General features: G+C 72.9%; 18 protein-coding genes, 6 tRNA genes and 2 pseudogenes. 13 read left to right on the forward strand and 13 right to left on the reverse strand.

Annotated elements, in window-relative coordinates; genetic code table 11:
• Positions 1-109 precede the first annotated feature (109 nt).
• Positions 110-2,008, forward strand: coding sequence for a putative bifunctional diguanylate cyclase/phosphodiesterase (locus tag ACQPZ4_RS16745; protein WP_433061534.1), 1,899 nt, complete (start codon positions 110-112; stop codon positions 2,006-2,008).
• A gap of 27 nt (positions 2,009-2,035) precedes the next feature.
• On the opposite strand, the gene ACQPZ4_RS16750 is transcribed toward ACQPZ4_RS16745, so the two are convergent.
• The 3 genes and pseudogenes from ACQPZ4_RS16750 to ACQPZ4_RS16760 all read right to left on the reverse strand — a co-directional run bounded on the left by ACQPZ4_RS16750 (position 2,036) and on the right by ACQPZ4_RS16760 (position 4,860).
• Positions 2,036-3,589, reverse strand: coding sequence for an MFS transporter (locus ACQPZ4_RS16750; protein ID WP_433061536.1), 1,554 nt, complete (start codon positions 3,587-3,589; stop codon positions 2,036-2,038).
• Positions 3,590-3,660: 71 nt separating this feature from the next.
• Positions 3,661-4,071 (reverse strand): annotated as a pseudogene (locus ACQPZ4_RS16755) (MFS transporter); the annotation flags it as partial.
• Positions 4,072-4,332: 261 nt separating this feature from the next.
• Positions 4,333-4,860: a GrpB family protein gene (locus tag ACQPZ4_RS16760; RefSeq protein ID WP_433061539.1), complete on the reverse strand. Its 528-nt coding sequence runs from the start codon at positions 4,858-4,860 to the stop codon at positions 4,333-4,335.
• A 524-nt stretch (positions 4,861-5,384) separates the two neighbouring features.
• Between ACQPZ4_RS16760 and ACQPZ4_RS16765 the strand changes: the two are divergent.
• Positions 5,385-7,365, forward strand: a pseudogene (locus ACQPZ4_RS16765) (ABC transporter ATP-binding protein); the annotation flags it as partial.
• On the opposite strand, the gene ACQPZ4_RS16770 reads toward ACQPZ4_RS16765, so the two are convergent.
• Positions 7,321-8,256, reverse strand: coding sequence for a LysR family transcriptional regulator (locus ACQPZ4_RS16770; RefSeq protein WP_433066547.1), 936 nt, complete (start codon positions 8,254-8,256; stop codon positions 7,321-7,323). The pseudogene ACQPZ4_RS16765 and the gene ACQPZ4_RS16770 overlap by 45 nt on opposite strands.
• A 93-nt stretch (positions 8,257-8,349) precedes the next feature.
• Here ACQPZ4_RS16770 and ACQPZ4_RS16775 point away from each other — a divergent pair, with 93 nt between their 5' ends.
• On the forward strand, positions 8,350-9,180 hold the full coding sequence (locus tag ACQPZ4_RS16775) for a hypothetical protein (RefSeq protein WP_433067164.1): 831 nt from the start codon (positions 8,350-8,352) through the stop codon (positions 9,178-9,180).
• 32 nt (positions 9,181-9,212) lie between these two features.
• Positions 9,213-10,175, forward strand: a complete 963-nt coding sequence (locus tag ACQPZ4_RS16780; protein WP_433061542.1) for an AraC family transcriptional regulator — start codon at positions 9,213-9,215, stop codon at positions 10,173-10,175.
• Here ACQPZ4_RS16780 and ACQPZ4_RS16785 read toward each other — a convergent pair.
• From ACQPZ4_RS16785 to ACQPZ4_RS16795, 3 genes are all read right to left on the reverse strand, one after another.
• The gene (locus ACQPZ4_RS16785) at positions 10,164-10,808 is read right to left on the reverse strand and encodes an ABC-2 transporter permease (protein ID WP_433061545.1); all 645 of its coding nucleotides are present in this window, start codon (positions 10,806-10,808) and stop codon (positions 10,164-10,166) included. The genes ACQPZ4_RS16780 and ACQPZ4_RS16785 overlap by 12 nt on opposite strands.
• A 291-nt stretch (positions 10,809-11,099) precedes the next feature.
• Positions 11,100-12,005, reverse strand: coding sequence for an ABC transporter ATP-binding protein (locus ACQPZ4_RS16790; protein WP_433061548.1), 906 nt, complete (start codon positions 12,003-12,005; stop codon positions 11,100-11,102).
• Entirely contained in the window at positions 11,995-12,393 is a 399-nt protein-coding gene (locus ACQPZ4_RS16795; protein ID WP_433061551.1) for a GntR family transcriptional regulator, read from the reverse strand. Before ACQPZ4_RS16795 ends, ACQPZ4_RS16790 begins: the two co-directional genes overlap by 11 nt.
• A gap of 116 nt (positions 12,394-12,509) precedes the next feature.
• Here ACQPZ4_RS16795 and ACQPZ4_RS16800 point away from each other — a divergent pair, with 116 nt between their 5' ends.
• On the forward strand, positions 12,510-12,662 hold the full coding sequence (locus ACQPZ4_RS16800) for a hypothetical protein (RefSeq protein ID WP_433061553.1): 153 nt from the start codon (positions 12,510-12,512) through the stop codon (positions 12,660-12,662).
• A gap of 573 nt (positions 12,663-13,235) precedes the next feature.
• Here ACQPZ4_RS16800 and ACQPZ4_RS16805 read toward each other — a convergent pair.
• The 3 genes from ACQPZ4_RS16805 to ACQPZ4_RS16815 form a co-directional block, all read right to left on the reverse strand.
• Positions 13,236-14,609 carry a hypothetical protein gene (locus tag ACQPZ4_RS16805; protein WP_433061556.1) on the reverse strand — a complete coding sequence of 458 codons (1,374 nt, stop codon included), beginning with the start codon at positions 14,607-14,609 and terminating at the stop codon, positions 13,236-13,238.
• Positions 14,610-14,755: 146 nt separating this feature from the next.
• Complete coding sequence (locus tag ACQPZ4_RS16810) at positions 14,756-15,421, reverse strand: response regulator (protein WP_433061559.1); 666 nt, start codon at positions 15,419-15,421, stop codon at positions 14,756-14,758.
• A complete protein-coding gene (locus ACQPZ4_RS16815; RefSeq protein WP_433061562.1) occupies positions 15,418-16,521 on the reverse strand; it encodes a sensor histidine kinase in 1,104 nt (367 codons plus the stop codon). Before ACQPZ4_RS16815 ends, ACQPZ4_RS16810 begins: the two co-directional genes overlap by 4 nt.
• Before the next feature lie 276 nt (positions 16,522-16,797).
• Here ACQPZ4_RS16815 and ACQPZ4_RS16820 point away from each other — a divergent pair.
• From ACQPZ4_RS16820 to ACQPZ4_RS16850, 7 genes are all read left to right on the forward strand, one after another.
• A tRNA-Trp gene (locus ACQPZ4_RS16820) sits at positions 16,798-16,870 on the forward strand.
• 46 nt (positions 16,871-16,916) lie between these two features.
• Positions 16,917-16,991 (forward strand) — tRNA-Glu (locus ACQPZ4_RS16825).
• A gap of 1 nt (position 16,992) precedes the next feature.
• A tRNA-Gly gene (locus ACQPZ4_RS16830) sits at positions 16,993-17,064 on the forward strand.
• Between the two features lie 10 nt (positions 17,065-17,074).
• Positions 17,075-17,148, forward strand: a tRNA-Gln gene (locus ACQPZ4_RS16835).
• Between the two features lie 20 nt (positions 17,149-17,168).
• A tRNA-Thr gene (locus tag ACQPZ4_RS16840) sits at positions 17,169-17,240 on the forward strand.
• Positions 17,241-17,279: 39 nt separating this feature from the next.
• Positions 17,280-17,355: transfer RNA gene (locus ACQPZ4_RS16845), tRNA-Leu, on the forward strand.
• Positions 17,326-17,544 carry a hypothetical protein gene (locus ACQPZ4_RS16850; RefSeq protein WP_433061564.1) on the forward strand — a complete coding sequence of 73 codons (219 nt, stop codon included), beginning with the start codon at positions 17,326-17,328 and terminating at the stop codon, positions 17,542-17,544. Before ACQPZ4_RS16845 ends, ACQPZ4_RS16850 begins: the two co-directional genes overlap by 30 nt.
• A gap of 14 nt (positions 17,545-17,558) precedes the next feature.
• On the opposite strand, the gene ACQPZ4_RS16855 is transcribed toward ACQPZ4_RS16850, so the two are convergent.
• On the reverse strand, positions 17,559-17,948 hold the full coding sequence (locus ACQPZ4_RS16855) for a PPOX class F420-dependent oxidoreductase (RefSeq protein ID WP_433061566.1): 390 nt from the start codon (positions 17,946-17,948) through the stop codon (positions 17,559-17,561).
• A gap of 52 nt (positions 17,949-18,000) precedes the next feature.
• Entirely contained in the window at positions 18,001-18,393 is a 393-nt protein-coding gene (locus ACQPZ4_RS16860) for a pilus assembly protein CpaE (RefSeq protein ID WP_433061569.1), read from the reverse strand.
• Between the two features lie 106 nt (positions 18,394-18,499).
• Here ACQPZ4_RS16860 and ACQPZ4_RS16865 point away from each other — a divergent pair, with 106 nt between their 5' ends.
• A complete protein-coding gene (locus tag ACQPZ4_RS16865) occupies positions 18,500-19,144 on the forward strand; it encodes an NAD-dependent epimerase/dehydratase family protein (protein ID WP_433066550.1) in 645 nt (214 codons plus the stop codon).
• Between the two features lie 89 nt (positions 19,145-19,233).
• On the opposite strand, the gene ACQPZ4_RS16870 is transcribed toward ACQPZ4_RS16865, so the two are convergent.
• Entirely contained in the window at positions 19,234-19,680 is a 447-nt protein-coding gene (locus ACQPZ4_RS16870; RefSeq protein WP_433061571.1) for a hypothetical protein, read from the reverse strand.
• Between the last annotated feature and the right edge of the window lie 16 nt (positions 19,681-19,696).

Here is a 19,696-nt window from a genome sequence, read left to right on the forward strand (position 1 = left end):
TCGGCTGCGGTGATCCCGTTTGGCAACCGGCTTTGAGGTCAACCGGATCGGGTCCGGTGCCGACGATTCCGGTGTGCGACCCGGCGCGGGGCGCGGACGGGAGCGGGCGGTGCCACGATCGCAAGCCAGGCGGCGGGCCGCGTTCATCGGCCTGGGCGCCGTGCTGCTGGCGCTCACCGGGGTGAGCGTGCTCGGCACCGTCGCGACCCGGCACGTCGCCACCACCGCCCGCACCGCGTCGCTGCTGGCCGAGGCGTTCCACCGGGCCCACGAGGCGGTCTCCGCCGAGGACATCGCCGAGCAGCAGTACCGCCTGGAACCCGAACGCCACGCCCGCGCCGACCACGCCGACGCCGCCGTCGCGCTCGAGGTCGCGCTCAAGGACATCGAGGCCCGCGGCGGTACCGCCGACCAGACCCTGGTCGCGCAGGTGCGCACGTTGCAACGGCAGTACCTGGCCGCGATCGAGGACCTGTTCCTGGCCGTCGACCGGGCCAACCCGACCGAGATCCGCCGCATCGACGACAACGAGGCCGGCCCGACCTCGGCCCAGATCAGCAACCTGCTGCACGACGCCGAGGAGGCCCAGGACGCGACCAGCCTCGACGCGAGCAACCGCCTCGACAAGGTCGAGCGGTGGGTGTTCGTGGCGACCCTGTCGTCCTTCGCCGTCGGGCTCGGCATGATCGTGGTGTTCGCGCTGGTCGCGTCCGGCTACCAGCGGCGGCTGGTGCGCCAGGCGATGCAGGACGAGCTCACCGGGCTGCCGAACCGCTCGGTGTTCATCGCCCGCACCGCCGACGCCCTGCCCGGCGGCCCGTCGGTGCTCATGGTCGACCTGGACCGGTTCAAGGAGGTCAACGACACCCTCGGCCACCAGTGCGGCGACGAGCTCCTGCGCCAGGTCGCGGCCCGCTGCGCCGCGGCGCTGCGCACGACCGACACGGTGGCGCGGCTGGCCGGCGACGAGTTCGCGATCCTGCTGCCGGCCACCGGCGCGCAGGACGCGGCCCGGCTGGCCGGTCGGGTCCAGGCCGAACTGCACCGCAGCTTCGAGCTCGGCACCGTGACCGTCGACATCGAGGTGTCGATCGGGCTGGCTTCCGCCGCCTCCGGTACCGCCGACGAGCTCGTCCGGTGCGCCGACATCGCGATGTACACGGCGAAGGAGACCAAGGCGGGCATCGCCGCCTACAACCCGGGCATGCACACCGAGGACAGCTCCCGCCTGCAGCTGCTCGGCGACCTGCGCCGGGCCCTGGAGGCCGAGGACCAGATCTCGCTGCACTACCAGCCGAAGGTGTCCCTCGCCGACGGCGCCGTCTGCGGGGTCGAGGCCCTCGTGCGGTGGCGGCACCCGGAGCGCGGCCCGATCGCACCGGGGGACTTCATCCCGGTGGCGGAGACGACCGGCCTCATCAACCGCCTCACGTTGTACGTCCTGCGGCACGCCGTCGCGCAGTCGCGGGCCTGGATGGATGCCGGCCGCGAGCTCACGGTCGCCGTCAACCTGTCCCCGCGCTGCCTGCTCGACCCCGGGCTGGTCGACGACGTGACCAGGCTGCTGTCCACGCACGGGGTGCCGGCCGCCCGGCTGCGCCTGGAGGTCACCGAGTCGGCCGTGATGGCGAACCCGGCCCAGGCCACCGCGACCCTCAAGCAGCTGCACGACCTCGGGGTGCGCCTGTCGATCGACGACTACGGCACCGGGTACTCCTCGATGGCGTACCTCAAGCAGCTGCCCGTCGACGAGCTGAAGGTGGACCGCACCTTCGTGATGAACATGGACACCGACCACGACGACGCGGTGCTGGTCCGCGGGGCGGTCGAGCTCGGCCACAACCTGGGCCTGACCGTGGTCGCCGAAGGCGTGGAGCGCGAGACCCACGTGGCGGCGCTGCGGGCGCTCGGCTGCGACATCGCCCAGGGCTACCACTACGCCAAGCCGATGCCGGCCGCGGACCTGGAACTCTGGCTGCAGGCCCGGCACCCGGCGTTTCTGTTCTGAGCCCTTACCGCGCGACGTTCTGAGCCTTTACCGCGCGGCCGGCTGCAGCTCGCTCTGCTCGTCCACCAGCTTCGTCGCGATGTTGGACAGCGCTTTGTCCAGCAGGACGCGGTCCTCGGCGTCGGCGAGCGTGATGTCGTCGAGCTTGGCGTCCAGCCACTGCTTCCACGCCGTCTGGACCCGGTCGAGCTGGGCCTGCCCGGCCGGCGTGAGCTCCACGCTGTCCCCGTCGACCCGGGCCAGCCCCGCGCCCGCGAGGTCGGCGAACGTCGGCTCGAGCACCTCGCGCGGCATCCTGTGCAGCTGGGCGATCGCGGTCAGGGTCGCCTCCCCGCGCACCGTCATGTGCAGGTGCGCCTGCCCCGCGGCCCAGGCCTGCGACGGGCTGAGCTCGCCGCCCGCATCGCCGAGGATCCGGTTGAGGAACCCGGGATCGGTACCGCGCTCCTGCCGGATGGTGTCGCTGATCGCCCGCTCGAGCCGGCAGACCCGGTCGGCGGGCGGCGCGGAGAACCCGTCCCCGACGTCGGTCGCGGCGGCCCGCGCGCTGTCCCGCAGCGGCACCTCGCGCAGGAACCAGGCGATGACGAACCCCAGCAGCGCGATCGGCACCACCCAGCGGAACACGTCGGTGATGCTGCCGGCGTACGCGGCGATGATCGGCGCGGCCTGCGCGTGCGGGAGCCGGTTGAGCAGCTCCGGGTTCTCGGCCGCGGCGAGCGGAACGCCCGGGTCACCGGCCATCGCCTTGGCCAGCGCGGGCCCGAAGTGGTTGGAGAACAGCGTGCCGAAGATGGCGGTGCCGAAGGAGCTGCCGAGGGTACGGAAAAAGGTGACCCCGGACGTCGCGGTGCCCAGGTCGGCGTAGGGCACGGTGTTCTGCACGGCGATCGTCAGCACCTGCATGGACAGCCCGATCCCGAGCCCGAGCACGAACATGAAGAGCGATTCGAGCCACACGCTCATGCCGGGATGCATGGTCGACATGAGGTACAGCCCGGCCGCCATCACGGCCCCGCCGGCGATCGGAAACGCCTTGTACCGCCCGGTCCGGCTGATCAGCGTCCCCGACATGATCGACGTGGTGAACAGCCCGAGCACCATCGGCAGCGTCCGCACCCCGGAGCCGGTGGCCGAGACCCCGTCCACGTACTGCAGGTAGGTCGGCAGGAACGTCATCGCCCCGAGCATCGCGAACCCGACGATGAAGCTCAGCCCCGAGCACACCGTGAACACCGAGTTGCGGAACAGCCGCATCGGCAGCATCGGCTCGTCCACCCGCAGCTCGACGACGACGAAGGCGGTGAGCAGCACAACGGCGGCCGCGAACAGGCCGATGATGACGGGGCTGCCCCAGTCGTACTCGTTCCCGCCCCACGACAGCGCCAGAATCATGCTGGACGCCCCCGCCGCGACGAGCGCGATCCCGAGGTAGTCGATGACCGGCTTGACGGCCGACCGGACCGACGGCAACGCCCGCGCCGACATGGCGAGCACGACAACGGCGACGGGCACGTTGACGTAGAACGCCCACCGCCAGCTGAGATGGTCGGTGAACAGCCCGCCGAGCGTCGGGCCCACGACGGTGGTGACCCGAAGACGGCCCCCAGCGCCCCTTGGTACCGCCCCCGGTCGCGCAGCGGGATGACGTCGGCGATGAGGGCCATGGCGGTGACCATGAGCCCGCCGGCGCCGATGCCCTGCACCGCGCGGGAGGCGATCAGCATGATCATGTCCTGCGCGAGCCCGCAGAGCGCCGACCCGGCGACGAACACGACGGTGCTGACCTGGAACACGAGCTTCCGCCCGAACAGATCCCCGAACTTTCCCGCGAGCACGGTGGCGACGGTCTCGGCCAGCAGGTACGACGTGACGACCCACGACATGTGCCCCGCCCCGCCCAGATCCGCCACAATCGTCGGCAGCGCGGTCGACACAATGGTCTGATCGAGCGCGGCGAGCAGCATCCCGAGAAGGATCGCGGTGAACACGACATTGACCTGGCGCCGGCTCAGCACTGCCGGCGCATGCTGGGCATCTTCGGCGAGCACGGTACTGCTCATGTCGCCAGTATCACCCTGTTTACCCCTATTGCGGGGGAGCTCCGCTCCACCCGCACCCCCTCAAGATCTCCGACCCGGGTCCCGGCCGACGATGGTGACGCCCGATAGCACACTCGTTGACCGGTCTGGGCGGCGATGACCGTGCGTCACGACGGCGGGACGAATGCTCGCAGCCGGTGACGGAACGGATGTGAATTTCACTCACCAATTACGGTTGGCAGATCAACGGCCCGGCGCCACCACCGAGTACCCGCGTGACGACTACTCCTCCCACACGGACACGAGCGGCAGGGAGCGCTCGGTCCTCGCAGCGTCGACGAGCCGCTGAATCAGTTCGGTCTTCGCGCGCGTGTAGGCCGGCCCATCAAGATCCTGCCCAGCGAGCTCGCGTTTGAGCAGCCCATATTCGTCCCGAGCGGCGGGATGGCTCAGGAGGTGATCACGCAGGATCCGCTCGTTGCGGGTCGCCCACGAGTCCTCGGTCACCACGTGGAGGTGGACGGCCGGCGTGCTGCCGCTGGCGCTCGGTTCGCGCCGGTAGAAGCGCCGCTCGGGCATCCCGGTCTCGATCAGCGCGTACCCTCCGCCGACCTCGCCTGGCGCCGCGTCGAGGCTGGGAACGGCCGCCATGAGGTCGATGACCGGCTTCGCGGGCAGGCCCGGAACCGCGGTGCTGCCGACGTGCTCGATCTCGGCGAACACCCCGGGATGGGCGGCGCGCAGCTCGGCGATCGCGGCGCGCGCGTGGTCGGGCCAGGCCGGGTCGTACTCGTGGACCTCGATGCTCATGCCGCGCAGTCTGCCCTACCCGCGCCCTGTGCCCCCGGCCGCGCACCGTTTGGCGCCGCGCTACTCGCGCCCTGAGTCCCTATCCGCGTGCCGTCCGGCCTCGTGCTGCTCCCGCGGTGCGCCACCGTCGCGCACCGTCCGGCCCCGTCCTGGGTTCAGAGCCGCGGGCGGCGTCTGCTTGAGCGAAGCGACTAGGTAGTGGCTCTAAAAGTCTCCGCGAATCGCCCAAATCATTGCTTTTCCCCTTTTTAAATCTAAATCCTGTCGCTTTTCGCTTTTCGCTTTCTCGAGTGGGGCCGCGCGATATCAAGGTCCACGAAACGGTCAAATCGGCATAAAAGCCGCAAAGCGCTTCGCCTGGAAGCTCCGGCCCGGCCCGTAGCGGTCGATCGGCGGCCGACGGCGCCGCGCACACGGCCGCTCATGAATGAACGCATGAACATCGGCACCCTTCCGGTGGAGCCGCCTTGTCCGCCGTACCGCCATCAGGCATCGTCGGATGTCGAAGCGGACGGAGGCCCACCGTGACCGAAACCCGTGTCCGGAACGTGCCGCAGCAGCAGGCAAAACCCCAGCAGCCCGCCGACTCGGTGCTGCCCGAGCTGCGCGAGATGTGGTGGGAGAGCGGCGTGCGCGCCCGGGCCGAGGCCGGCACCTGGGCGGTCTTCGCCGAGCTGCCGAAGCTGCTCGCCGAAGCGGTACGCCTCAGCTGGCGCGCCGACAAGGCCCGCACTCTGCTCGTCGGCGTGGCCACCATCGGCTCCGGCGTCCTGGCGTCCTTCGGGCTGCTCGCGACCAGGCAGGTCCTCGTCGAACTGTTCGCCGGCGGCCCCACCCCGGACCGGATCACCGCCGCCCTGCCCGCCCTCGCCGCGCTCGCCGCCGTCACCGGCCTGCGGGCCACCCTCGGCATCGCCAGCGGCTACGCGCAGAACGGGCTCACCCCACGGGTCGACCGCGAGGTGGAGCGCTCGCTGTTCGAGGTCACCACGGCGGTACGGCTCGATGCCTTCGACGCCGACGCGTTCGCCGACGACATGGAGCGGGCCTCGCGCGGCACCGACTCGGCCGTCGGGCTGGTGCAGGGCGCGATGAACCTGCTCGCCGGGCTCGCGGGGCTGCTCGCCGTCGCGGCCGCGGTGATCGTGATCCACCCGCTGCTGCTGCTCGCGCTGCTGGTCGCCACGGTGCCGAACGCGTGGGCGTCGCTGCGGGCCGGGCACCAGCGGTACCAGACGTTCATCGCCGGCTCGGTGCGCCGCCGGCGGCTGTGGCTGCTGCACCGGCTCATGGCCGAGCGCGACTCCGCGACGGAACTGCGCTCCTACGGGCTGCGGAAGTTCCTGCTGGACCAGTACGACCGGGTCATGGGCGCCGAGACCGACATCCAGCTCGCCCTGGCCCGGCGGGTCACCACGACCACCAGCGTCGGGTCGGTCATCGGCGGCCTGGCCACCGTCGGCGTGTACACCCTGCTGGGCCTGCTCCTGCTGCGCGGCCAGATCCCGATCGCGGCCGCCGCCACCTGCGTCATCGCGGTGCAGACGGCGCAGCGCTCGCTGACCACGGTGACTCTGCAGATCGACCGCATCTACACCGACGGGCGGCACTTCGGCGACTACACCGGGTTCATGCAGCGGGCCGCGCAATACCTGCCGGACGGCGACGACGCCGCGGACCTCACCGAACCGGACGAGCTGCGGACCCTCGAGGTGCGCGGGGTGTGCCTGGCCTACCCGGACCGCGACACGCCGGCCGTCGACGACGTGTCGATGAGCATCCACCGCGGGCAGACCGTCGCGTTCGTCGGCGAGAACGGCTCGGGCAAGACGACCCTGGCCTCGATGATCGCCGGTCTGCGCTCGCCGGACGCCGGCACGATCGAGTGGAACGGCCGCCCGCTGGCGGCGTGGGATCCCGACGCGCTGCAGGGCCGCATCGCCGTCGTCACGCAGGAGTACCACAAGTGGCCGTTCACCGCCGCCACCAACATCGCCATCGGCGACGCCGCCGCCGAACCGTCGCAGCCGCGCATCGAGTCCGCGGCCGCCCGGGCCGCCGCCCACGAGATGATCGTCGAGCTGCCGCACGGGTACGAGACGCTGCTCGACCGCACCTTCGCCAACGGCCAGGACCTCTCCGGCGGGCAGTGGCAGCGGATCACCGCCGCCCGCGGCTTCCTGCGCACCGCGGACCTGCTCATCATGGACGAGCCGTCCTCGGCCCTCGACCCGCGCGCCGAGGACGCCCTGTTCCAGGCGATCCGCGACCGCCAGGGCCGGCTCACCACGCTGCTCATCACCCACCGGCTGGCCAACGTCCGGCACGCCGACCGGATCTACGTGCTGCACCACGGCCGGATCGTCGAGCAGGGCACCCACGACGAGCTCATCGAGCGGGCCGGCCGCTACAGCGAGCTGTTCCGCCTGCAGGCCGCCGGGTACCTCGCATGACGCTCCACTAAGGACAGAGCTCCAGCACGCGGCGGCGGGCCGCGATCGGCCGGGCCGTGTGCACCAGCGCCTCCCGCACCGCCTCGACCGCCGGAGCCCCCGCCGCGGAGGCCCGGGCGGCGGTGAACACGGTGCGCTGCACCCGCTCCTCGCGCAGCCGCCGGGCGGTCAGCTGCGGCACCCCGGTGGCCAGGAGCGCCGGCAGCAGCGTCACCGCCCGCCCCGAGGAGACCAGCGCGGCCAGGATCAGGCCGTCGTCCGTACGGTGGCGGATGTCCGGCGCGAACCCGCCCAGCCGGTTGCACACGTTGCGGATGACGGCGTCCAGCCCGGTCCCGGGATGGCCCGACGCCCACGGCGACCCGGCGCAGGCGGCGAGCCGGGCCGGTCCGCGCACCGGCAGCCCCGGATGCGCCGGGTGCAGGGCCAGCAGCACGTCCTCGCGCAGCAGGTCGCGGCGGTCGACGTCGCGGTGCCGCCCGACCGGCACCGCCTCGTACTCGATGCCGACGACCACGTCGACCGCCCGCGACCGCAGCTCCTCCAGGGCCGGGGCGGTCTCCCGCTGGATGACGTCGACCTCCAGGCCGGGCGCGGTGTCGCCGAGCCGGGCCAGCACCCCGGGCAACAGGGCCAGCGCCATCGACTGGACGAGCGTGAGCCGCAGCCGCCCGCGCGGGCCCCCGCCGAGGTGCGCGAGCTCGGTGCGCACCGACTCGTCGGCGGCCAGGGCCTCGGCGGCGTGCTCGGCCAGGCGCCACCCGGCCGCGGTCAGCTCGACGTTGCGCCCCACCCGGCGCAGCAGCGGCGCCCCCGCCTCCCGTTCGAGCTCGGCCAGCTGGACCGAGACCGACGACGGGCTGTAGGACAACGCCTCCGCGACCGCCGCCACCGTGCCCCGCCGGGACAGCTCGTGCAGCAACCGCAACCGCCGCAGCTCCATCGTTCGGATCCTCCCACGGTTTCCCGTCGAAAACGTGCGCTTGTCCCGACGAATAACGACCACAAACCTACAACCATGGCTCTGGTACCCGTAGTGCTCGCACCACTCCTCATGGCCCTCGCCACGCTCGCCGAGCGCCGGCTCGGACCGTCCGCCGCCGGCTGGGTGGCCGCGCTGCCGGTCAGCCTCGCCGTCGCCGTCACCGCCGTCGGGCTGCGAGCCGGTCCGGGCGCGGCGAGCGCGATGGCGTACTCGGCCGCCGGGCACCTGCCGGCCCAGGTCGGCTTCGCGGTGCTCTTCGCCCTGGTGCTGGCCCGCCGGGGGCTGGTGGCCGGGCTTGCCGCCGGTACCGGCGCGTATGTCGCTCTGGCCTGGATGCCGGCCGTGGTGGGCATCGCGCTGGCCGTCCCCGCCCTGGTCCTGGCCCCGCGGCTGATCCCGGCCGGCCCCCGCGAACCCGGCCGTTCCTCCGGTGCGCCGCGCACCCGCGCGGCCGGTGGTGCCGCCGTGCCGGGCCGTTCCTCCGGTGCGCCCCGCACCCGCGCGGCCGGTGGTGCCGCCGTGCCGGGCCGTTCCTCCGGAACGCTGCTCACCTGCGCGGCCAGCGCCGCCGTCGTGGCCGCCGCGATCGGGGCCGCCGCGGTCGCCGGGCCGGTCGCCGCCGGTGCGGTCGCCGCGTTCCCGGCGATGAGCGCCACGCTCGCCGTCGCGGTCGCCCGAACGGCCGGAATCCGCGCCGCCGGGCACGCGCTGGCCGGGCTCGTCCGCTCACTGCCCTGCTACGGGACATTTGCCCTGGTCACCGCCCTGGCCGCCGGTCACGCGGGGCCCGCCGCGGCGCTCGTGGCGCTGCCGGCCGCGCTCGCCGCCGGGTGGCTTACCTGGCGTGGAGTTCCCGCGCGGGCCACGATTGCGGCACCATGAATCAAGGGTTTCGTTGTGACGGGAGGTCGGCGTTGGCAGCTCCGGGGTACTTCGAGGTCCGCACCCGCGACCGGGAGGTGGCCGCCGACGCGCTGCAACGCGTCGCCGTGCACCGGCCCCGGATGCGCTTCGAGGACCCCGAGGCGGTCGCGGTGTCGCTGCGCAACGCCAACTTCGACGGCCTCGGCGCCGACCTGATGCGCCTCGGCGGGCTGCACTACGGCGCCGCCGTCGACCCGATGGACTTCCTGCTCGCCGGGTTCATCGTCGACGGCCGCGGCGCCGTGCAGGCCCGCGACACGAGCAGCGAGATCCCGCGGCACGGCGGTTTCCTGTACCCGATGGGCATCCCCTTCGCCGCCGAGTACGACGAGGCGACCCTCGCCACCGTCCGCATCCCGATGCCGGTCATCGCCCAGGTGGCCGAGGCGGCGACCGGCCTGCCCGCGGCCGACCTGCGCTTCGAGGCCGTCACCCCGGTGTCGGAGCCGATGCGGCGCTACTGGGCCGCGACCGCCGTACACCTGACCAGGCACTTAGCCACCCCGGACGCGAACCTGCCCCCGCTGCTGCTGGACCACCTGCGCCGCCTCGCCGCCGCCTCGCTGCTGTCGGTGTTCCCGAACACCACGATGACCGCCGCCCGCCTGCCGGAGCCGGGCCGCGTCCCGCCAGCCGCCGTGCGCCGCGCCATCGCCTTCATGGACGCCCACGCCGACGAGCCGCTGACCGCCGCCACGATCGCCACCGCGGCCGGCATCGGCGTGCGCGGCCTGCAGGTCGCGTTCCGCCGGCACCTGGACCAGACGCCGCTGGAGTACCTGCGCCGCATCCGCCTGGAACGCGTCCACCGCGAGCTGCAGGCGGCCGAACCGGGCGAGGGCGCCACGGTGAAGGCGATCGCGCGGCGCTGGGGCTTCGCCAACCCGGGCCGCTTCACCGCCGAGTACCGCAACGTCTACGGCCACCTCCCCAGCCGCACGCTACGCACCTGAGGCGCCGGCCCGGCGCGGGTGCACGCGGCGCAGGTCGGCCGCCTGCGCCACCGCGGCCGACGCGGCCAGCAGCGCGATCCCGGCGGCGGCGATGAACGGCAGCCAGTCGCCGATCGAGCCGATCGTCACGTGCGTCTTGTACACGATCCCGACCACGGCGACCATCGGCAGCGCGGTGCCCAGCACGCTCGCCCGGGTGTACCCGAACCGGATGAGCAGCGGAAACTGGATGGCCACATTCACCGCGAACACCGCCCACGACAGCACCACGGCCGCGGCGAGCGTCCCGGCGCTGAGCGCCACCCCCTGCACCCGCGCGAACCCGGCCGCGAGCACCGTCCCCGCCGCCGCGGTGGCCAGATAGAGCCCGACCGCCCACGCGTAGTGCCCCGCGACAACGGCCCGCCGGGGCACGGGCAGCACCGCGTAGAGCGTCTCCAGCCCCGCTTTGTCGGCCACATTGAACGGCATCCCCGCATACTGCGCCGTGAACAGCAGCACGAGCGCGGGCACGAACACCGCCGGCTTGTTCGCGAAGATCAGCACGCCCACGCCAAACAGCAACAAGGCCTGCATCTTGTACGGCATGATCGTCCGCAAATCCAGCACCGCAACCCGCCCGACGGCGTTCATGCGACCCTCCCAGCGACCCCGCCGGCGCCCCGTTCCACGGCTTTCGTGCGTCGGCTCCCACGGCCCGCCGCGCCGGCGTTCACGCGGCGGCTCGCGCGGCCGGGCGCGGCGGCGGTCCGGGCGGTGGCGTTCACGCGGCGGCTCCCGCGTTCGGGCGCGGCGGCGTGGCGGTAGTCCGGGCGGTGGCGTTCACGCGACGGCTCCCGCATTCGGGCGCGGCGGCGGTCCAGGCGGTGGCGTTCACGCGACGGCTCCCGCGTTCGGGCACGGCGGCGGTCGGGGCGGTGGCGTTCATGCGGCGGCCTTTCCGGTGGGCACGGACGCGGCCCGGTCCTTGGGCGGGCGGGCGCCGATGTGCACGGCGATGTCGTCCAGGGTCGGCGCCTCGACGAGGACGTGCCCGCCGAGCCGATCCGCGTCCTCGGTGGCCACGAGCGCCTGCGCGCCGGTCGGGGTGCGCCGCATGCCGATCAGGTGCACGCCGGAGCCGTCGAGGTCGTCGGGGCCGCCGCGGACCACCCGGTACGCGGCCAGCACGTCGTCCTTGGTCCCGGTCCGCACGATCCGTCCGTCGTGGATCAGCGTCACGTAGTCGCCGATGCGGTCCAGGTCGGCCGTGATGTGCGTGGAGAACAGCACGCTGTGCCCCTCGTCCAGCAGGAACTCGCCGATGATCCCGGTCAGCTCGTCCCGGGCGACCGGGTCGAGACCGCTCGTCGGCTCGTCGAACACCAGCAGCCGGGCCCCGTGCGACAGCGCCACGGCGATCATGAGCTTCACCGACATGCCGCGCGAGAGCTCCCGCACCTTCGCCCGGAGGTCGAGGCCGAACTCGTCGAGCAGCTGCCGGTACCGGAGCGGATCCCAGCGGTCGTAGAACGGCCGCAGCGCCCGCTCGACCTCGCTCAGCCGCCAGTCCCCGACGAGGAACGCGTGGTCGAGCACCACGCCGACGTCCTGCCGCAGCGCCACAGGCCCGGGCACCGGCCGCCCGAGCAGCTCGATCGCCCCGGAGCTGATCGGCCGCATGCCGAGCAGGCAGTGGATGGCGGTCGTCTTGCCGGCCCCGTTCGCGCCGATGAGGCCCATGACGAACCCGGTCGGCAGCTCGAAGCTCACGTCCCGCAGCGCGAACCCGTTGCCGACCGCCGCGGTGCCGACCCCGCGCAGCGCGAAGGCCAGATCCTCATCGCTCACTGGAGACCCCCTCCTCGGACGCCGCCAGCAGGCCGTCGAGCATGCGGACGAGCTCGTCCCGGTCGAGCCCGGCCCGGCGCGCCGCGTCCAGGGCGGCCTGCAGCCCGTCCTCGACCTGCCGCAGCAACTGCTCACGGACCAGCGCGGTGTCCAGCGGCAGGACATAGGCGCCCTTGCCGGGCACGGTCGCGATGAACCCCGCGCTCGCCAGTTCCGCATACGCCCGGGTCGTCGTGATGACACTGATCCGCAGGTCGCGGGCCAGGGCGCGGACCGACGGCAGGACCTCGCCCTCGGTCAGCTCACCGGCCAGGATGGCCATCCCGACCTGCTCCTTGATCTGCTCGTAGAGCGGCACGCCCGCACTGTTGGACAACACCACCCGCACGACGGCCCTCCATCCGGTGCCCGACTGTACATAGACACTATAGACAGCAAGCACGGACCTGCCGCAAGACCCGTGCACAGGAATCGGGGCGCCCATGCGTAAGACAGGTGTGAAACGTGAACGGAAGGACTTCGCGGACTTCTACGGGGTCCCGGCACTCCTGCCTGCGCGCCGTACTCGCCACCGAGGCCGACCGCGCGCTCGCCAAGGACCTGGTCGCCGAGGCGTTCGCGCGGGCTGCTGGCGGCGGCGGGCGCGGACCAAGGTGAGCCGGCACCCGGCCCCCGCGGCGTGGGTGGTGCGCACCGCCGCACTGCTGTTTCAGTCAAGGCTGCGCTTGGGCGTCTCCCACCGCATGACGAGCTCGGTACGCCCGCCCTCGGTGCGACGGGTAGTCCAAGCGGCCTTCGGCTTGCGCGAGTTGCTGTCGACCGACATGAGATGCTCCTTTGACCTGCACTTCGTAAGGTGCCCTCAGTCTGCCGTTAACCTCCGGTTCAACTCATTCACCCAATTGACACCAACCCCGTGAGCCCGGCCACACCCGCCCGACCCAGACCTCTCACGACACCCACCGCGAAGTCCACTGTGGACACAAAAACGGCGAGCGACCCAAGTCCGCCCGCCGCCTCCGCCACCTCAGCCCCTGCCCCACCTCCGCTCTTGCCCTGACCTCAGCCCCTACCCTGACCTCACCTTTTCCCCTACCTCAGCCCCTGCCCTGACCTCAGCTTTGGCCTCCGTTCCTCCCTGCCCCCGGCCCCCCCGGCCCCCCGGCCCCCCGGCCCCCCGGCCCCCCGGCCCCCGCCTTCCCTACCTCAGCCCCAGCCCCGCCCCAACCGTCACCCCGCCATCACCGCCGCCCCCGCCCGCCGCCGAACCGCCACCACCCCCAGCGCCACCGTCCCCAGCACCACCACCCCCAGAAACCCCCGATCCAGCACCCCCGAAGCCTGCCCAACCAGCCCGAACACCGTGTGCGCCGCCAACGCCCCCGTGCACGCCGCGATCAAATGCCCCGAAGTCCAGCCAGCGTCCGCCGACCAGCGCCTCATGCCGTACACCAGCGAAACCACGACCGCAGTCGCGCCCAGCATCGGCACCAGCGCCCACGCCCCATGCGTGAACAAGGGCTGATGCGCCCCACCGAACGGCCAGACCAGGAAGAAGAACGCCAGCGCGCCGCCCGCCGCCACCAGCCCCACCACCAGCGGAGCCGGCGGCGCCAGCGCCGTCGCCGGCCGCAGGTGCACCCGCAGCGCCACCAACGCCAGCGCAAGCGCGACCCCCGCGAAGACCAGCACGGCCGCCGGCGGCATCGTGTACCCGGGGTCCTCCGAGGGCGGCACGCTCACCCGCACCACGAGCGCCCCGAACGCCGCGATCAGCCCCGTCGCGATCACCCCGCCCCGCCGCAGGTACGGCCGGGTCCCGTGCGCCGGGAAGCACAGCTCCACCAGCGCCACCGGGATCGTGACGCTGAAGACCGCGTGGTACACCAGGTTCAGCAGCGCATAGTCCGTGTTCAGCCCGAACAGCCGCGGCGCCCACTCCGCCGCGTGGTACAGGTTCGGGCTGGTCAGGCTCTGCAGCGCGATCCCCTCCTCGACGACCCCGTACGCGACGCCCATGAGCAGCAGGTTCGTCCAGCCGCCGCCGGTGCGCCGGACGAGCTCGCGGATGAGCAGCGCGCCGCCGCCGTACATCGGCGTGAACACCAGCAGCGCCCACTCCTGCCGCAGCGGGATCGTGCCCAGCGTGAGCTCGGCGACGACCGGCGCGGCCAGCACGAGCAGCCACGCGGCCCGCCGGTTGCGCGGCCGCCCGTCGAGCACGGCCGGGAACGCCGAGCGCACCACCGGACGGTTCACGGCAACGATCAAAACCGCCAGCAGCCCCAGTTGTACGGCCTGCAGCCCCCGCAACCACCCCGGGTTCTGCGCCGTCAGGAACACGAACGCGACCGCCACGAACCCGGCCGCGGAGGCGATGCGCACGCGCCGGTGGGCGGAGGCCACCCCGTGCAGCAACCGGGGCGCGAGCCAGAGATAGAGCCCGGCCAGCGCCAGCACCATCGCGGACCGGGTCCACGTGGTGGCGGTCAGGCCGCCGGGGTGGAAGACGAGCGTGAGCACGGCAGTGGTGACGCTCACCGTCAGGCTGGCGATGAGCAGCCCGACCACCACGCGGATGGCGTTGCGCTGCTGGGTTGTCATGCCGTTGACGCTAGGAAATCCGGGCGTTGAACACCTCGGCCCGCAGACCGGTCTCTTTGCTCAGTCTTTTGGCCGAGGACGGGCGGACCGCAGAACTTTAGGCTGAGGGCCGAGGCTTCGCTTCAGCCGAGGGCGGCCGCTTCGCTTCAGGCTGAGGGCCGAGGCTTCACGAGCCCGAGGTCATACGCGAGCACGACCGCCTGCACGCGGTCGCGGACGCCGAGCTTGCGCAGGATCGCGGACACGTGGGTCTTGACCGTCGCCTCGGTGACGACCAGCTGCGCCGCGATCTCCGCGTTGGCCGAGCCCCGCGCCAGCAGTCCGAGCACCTCCCGCTCCCGCTCGGTCAGCTGCGCGAGCGCCCCGACCGGCGCCGGGGGAGTGGTGTCGGTGGCCACGAACCGGTCCAGCAGCCGCCGCGTCGCCGTCGGTGCGAGGAGCGCCTCGCCGCGCGCCACGACCCGGATCGCCTCGACGAGCTCGGCCGGGCGCACGTCCTTGAGCAGGAACCCGCTCGCCCCGGCCCGCAGCGCGGCGTACAGCGTCTCGTCGAGGTCGTACGTCGTGAGGATGATGACCCGCGGCCGCTCGCCCGCCGCGGTGAGCCGGGCCGTCGCCGTGACCCCGTCCGTGCCCGGCATCCGCACGTCCATGAGCACCACGTCCGGGTCGGTGGAACCGGCCAGCCGCACGGCCTCCTCGCCGTCGCCGGCCTCGCCGACCACCTTGAGGTCGTCGCGCGCCTCGATGATCATCCGGAAGCCGGAGCGGACCAGCGCCTGGTCGTCCGCGATGAGCACCCTGATCGTCACGCGTGTCCTCCCGTACCCTCGTCGATCGGCAGCCGCGCCGACACCTCGAACCCGCCGCCCGGACGCGGCCCCGCGGCGAACGTCCCGCCGAGCAGCGCCGCCCGCTCCCGCATGCCCGCCAGGCCCTGCCCGCTCCCGCGGTTCGCCGACGGCACCGCCCCGCCGTTGCCGTCGTCGCGCACCAGCACCTCCACGGCCCCGTCCCCGACCCGCACGCTGACGGTCGCGCGCGATCCGCGCGCGTGCCGCAGCGCGTTGGTGAGCGCCTCCTGCACGATGCGGTACGCCCCCAGCTGCACCGCCATCGGCACCTCGCCCGCGCCCTCCCGCAGCACCTCGACCGGCAGCCCGGCGGCGCTGACCGTCCGTCCCAGCTCGGCCACGTCGTCCAGCGTCGGCTGCGGCCCGCGCTCGCTGTCGGTGTCGTCGCGTGCGGTACGCAGGAACCATCGCAGTTCGGCCAAGGCCTGCCGCCCCGCCTCCTCCGTGCGGCGCAGGGCCTCCCGCGCCTTGCCGGGGTTCACGTCGAAGATGTCGTCGGCCGCGGCCGCCTGCACCACCATGACCGACACGGTGTGCGAGAGCACGTCGTGCAGCTCCCGCGCGATGCGGGCCCGCTCCTCCAGGGCCGCCTGCCGCCGCTCCGCGACCCGCCGCGCCCCCCGCGCCCGGGCCTGCGCACCCCAGCTCCACGCGAGCAGGCACGCCACCAGCCACAGTCCCGCCGGCAACCAGCGCTGCTGCGCCAGCGGCGGCCCGCACACCGCGGCGACGGCGAGCGCGAGCATCCACAGCGACTCCCCGGCCGGCCGCAGCCACGCGAACGTGCACAGCACCACGAACGCCACGCCCGGCCCGAACGCCGGCACCAGCAGCTGAAACCCGGCGCTGACGGCGAGCACCACGGCGGTCCCGGCCCGCGGCCGCACATCAAGAACCCAGAGCGCCGCCGCTTGTACCGCGATGAGCCCGCACCCCACCGCCCGCACCCACAGCGGCCCGCCGAACACCAGCACCGGCGCCGACACCACGACCGAGCCCACGACGAGCAGCCGCTTCCACCGCGGAGCCAGCCGCGCCGTGTACCCGTCGCCGTGCATGTCGTCGACCTTACGCAGTTAATGCGTTGCCCGCGCCCGGGGCCGCGCGTACCGTTGGTGTCACAAGCGAAACGGGCGCCACACACACGAGAGGCCGGACTGATGACGACGACGCGGACCACGACCGGGACCCGGCTACAGCCGGCGCTCGGCGGTGCGCTCGTCGCCCTGGCCGAGTGGCTGGAGCTCGGGCGGTGGCAGGGGTAAGGCCTACGACAGGCCCTCCTCCAGCCGCCCGCCCCGCTCAGGGACCCGGGCGGTTTTCTGTATCTCCCTAGGGGTGTAGCTCAACTGGCTGAGCGCCGGTCTCCAAAACCGAAGGTTGCAGGTTCGAGTCCTGTCACCCCTGCGCAAGCGTGTTCCTTGACAACTCCACAGCGGATGGATTGCTTCATGGCGGGTTCGGCCAGCGGTCAGGCCGCCGCGTTCTCAGCGCGGAAACAGGGGTTCGACTCCCCTACTCGCTACCAGGCCATCGGGGTGTTCACGGCGACATGCCTGTCTTCCAAACAGGAGTAACGGGTTCGATTCCCGTCGGTGGCTCACAGTCTGTTCCGGGGTACGGCGCTGGCGTCCGTGGCCGCGCTTTGAACGCGGAACCCGCAGGTTCGATTCCTGCCCCCGGAGCTCCACAGTGGATGGACATTGCCAATGCAGCACGAGTGGTGGTGCACCGGATTCGTAACCCGGAGGAGGGAGTTCGACTCTCCCCGTTGGCTCGGTGGGGCGGCAGGCCCCATGCACCAGAAGTACACCCTGCCCGGGTAGCCCAATGGAAGAGGCCGTCGGCTCAGACCCGGCGTGTTGAGGGTTCGACTCCCTCCCCGGGTACCAGTCCATCCACTGTGGAGTTTCGGCGCAGGATGGAGACAGCCGGTCGTCGCCGACGAGTCGTGCTTCGCGACGCCGAAGGACGTCCGGGCGGTCGTCGAGTACGCGCTCGAGCGCGGCTGGCGGCCCGACGAGCGCGGCGGCATGTACGTCGTGCGGGGCACCCTGGCCCCGCGCGTCGCAGCGGCGTGAGGTGACGGCGGCGGTCAGCGGCCGGTGATGTGCTCCGGCTCGATGGTGAGCAGGAGGCGGACCTGGTCGCGGCCGCCGTACCACGGGTACGGGGCGCCGAGGTAGCGCTGGGCCAGGACCTCGATGTGCTCGGCGGCGCCGTCCTCGGTGACGGCGGTGACGCGGCCGCGGACCTGGAAGTAGCGGCGGGGCTCGTCGGGGTCGCCGATCGCCACGGCGACGCGGGCGTCGCGCTCGATGTTGCGGACCTTCTGGTGGCCGCGGACGGTGTTGATGAGCACGTGCTTGCCGTCGGTGTCGGCCCAGGTCTGGGTGATCTGCGGCGAGCCGTCGGGCATCAGGGTGGTCAGGTAGCAGAGACTGTTGCGCTCGAGCAGGTCGCGCAGGCCATCGGGAAGATCCACGTCGCGAAGGCTATCGCACGCACGCGCACGTGGTGAAAGGGACATGTCCGAATTATCCGAGCAGGACGCGGAGCAGGGCCAGGGCGTAGGCGTCCTCCGGGGTGGCGCCGAACGAGTCCGGGCGGTCGGCGACGCGCACCCGCCAGCCGTCGCCGGAGCGGTCCAACGCGTGGAAGGCGTCGCCCAGCAGCGTGCGGAGCTGGTGCTCGTGCGGCAGCCAGATCGCCTCGTCGCGCTCGATGTCGTCCAAAGCCCATTCGGTCGTACCGTTGAAGCCGATCACCGCCTCGCCCCCCGGCAGGTCGTGCACCTGGATGATCATGTCGCTGAGCACGAAGGCCTGGTCGTCGAGGCCCCGGTCCGGGATGGCGAAGCGGTCGCCGGGGGCGGGGCGCCAGGCGAGGCCCGCCTCGCGCAGCTCGGTGGCGAGTTCGATGCTTATCACCGTTCCATGGTGCCGTAGGGTCGGGCGATGATCGTGATCACGGGGGCCGCGGGCGGGGGTCGCGAGCCGGCTGCGGCTGGACGGGGAGCTCCGGCGTACCGATATCATCGAAGGACCGGGCATCGTCGCGGGTGACCTCGCCGATGCGGGGTTCGCGCGCGACGTGATCGCCGGCGCCGACGCGGTCGTGCACCTCGCGGGCCAGGCCGACCCGAGCACGCCCTGGGCCGGGCTGCGCGGGCCGAACGCCGACGTCACCGTGAACGTCCTCGACGCCGCGGCCGCCGCCGGGGTGCGCCGGGTCGTGCTGGCCTCGTCGCTGCACGCGATGGCGGGGCACGTCGACGCCGGGCGCGTGTTCGTGCCGGAGGAGCTTCCGCCGTACGCCTGCTGCCCCTACGGCGCCGCGAAGGTCCTCGGCGAGCAGCTGGCCCGCTGCTACGCCGACGTGTGGGGCCTGTCCACGGTGTGCCTGCGGCTGGGCGGCGTGGCGGAGCGGCCCTTCGGCGCGAGCTGGCGCGGCGGCTGGCTGAGCCCGGGCGACCTCAACCGCCTCGTGGGCGCGGCGCTCGCGGCCGACGTGCGCTTCGGCGTGTACCACGGAATCTCCGCCAACACCCCGCGCGTCTACGGCTGCACGCTGCCCGGCTACCACCCCGCCGACGACTCGGCCTCGTTCGCCGATCTCCCCGACGACCTGACCCCGCCGTCCGAGGACCGACCGCGCTGGGGGATCGCTCACCGCAGCTGACGGCCTTCGAGGGCGCGCAGGATGCCGCCCGCAACCGGCGTTCGCTCACCGCCGCTGATGGGCCTCCAGGGCGCGCAGGATGCGTCCGTTCACTGCGGCTGACGGGTCTCCAGGGCGCGCAGGATGCCGGCCCGCAGCCGGCGGGACGCGCCGGGCAGGTTGGTCAGGGCGCGGACCTCGGCGTCGGTGAGCTCGGGGCGCGTGGCGAGGGCGAGCACGGCCGCGTACGGCCGGTGCAGCCCCGCCACCAGCAGCCGCGCCGCCTCGTCGCGGACCTCCAGCAGCAGCGCCCGGTCCGCGTTCGGGTGCCCGGCGAGGGCGCGCAGGAGCGTGTTGCGGTCCCACGCATCGTACTCGCCGGCCGCCCACACCCGCCGCAGCGCGGGTAGTGCGGCGTCGGCGCGCCCGGCCACGGCGAGGCGTACGAAGGAGTACGGGCTGCCGGACAGCTCCAGCAGGTCGGCCGCGCCCGTGGCGGGATCGCGCGCGACCCGCAGGTAGTCGGCCGGCCCGCGGTTCCGCTCCGGCAGCTGCACCCCGGAATCGTGACAC

The sequence above is a fragment of the Dactylosporangium sp. CS-033363 genome, assembly GCF_050942475.1.
GTDB lineage: Bacteria > Actinomycetota > Actinomycetes > Mycobacteriales > Micromonosporaceae > Dactylosporangium.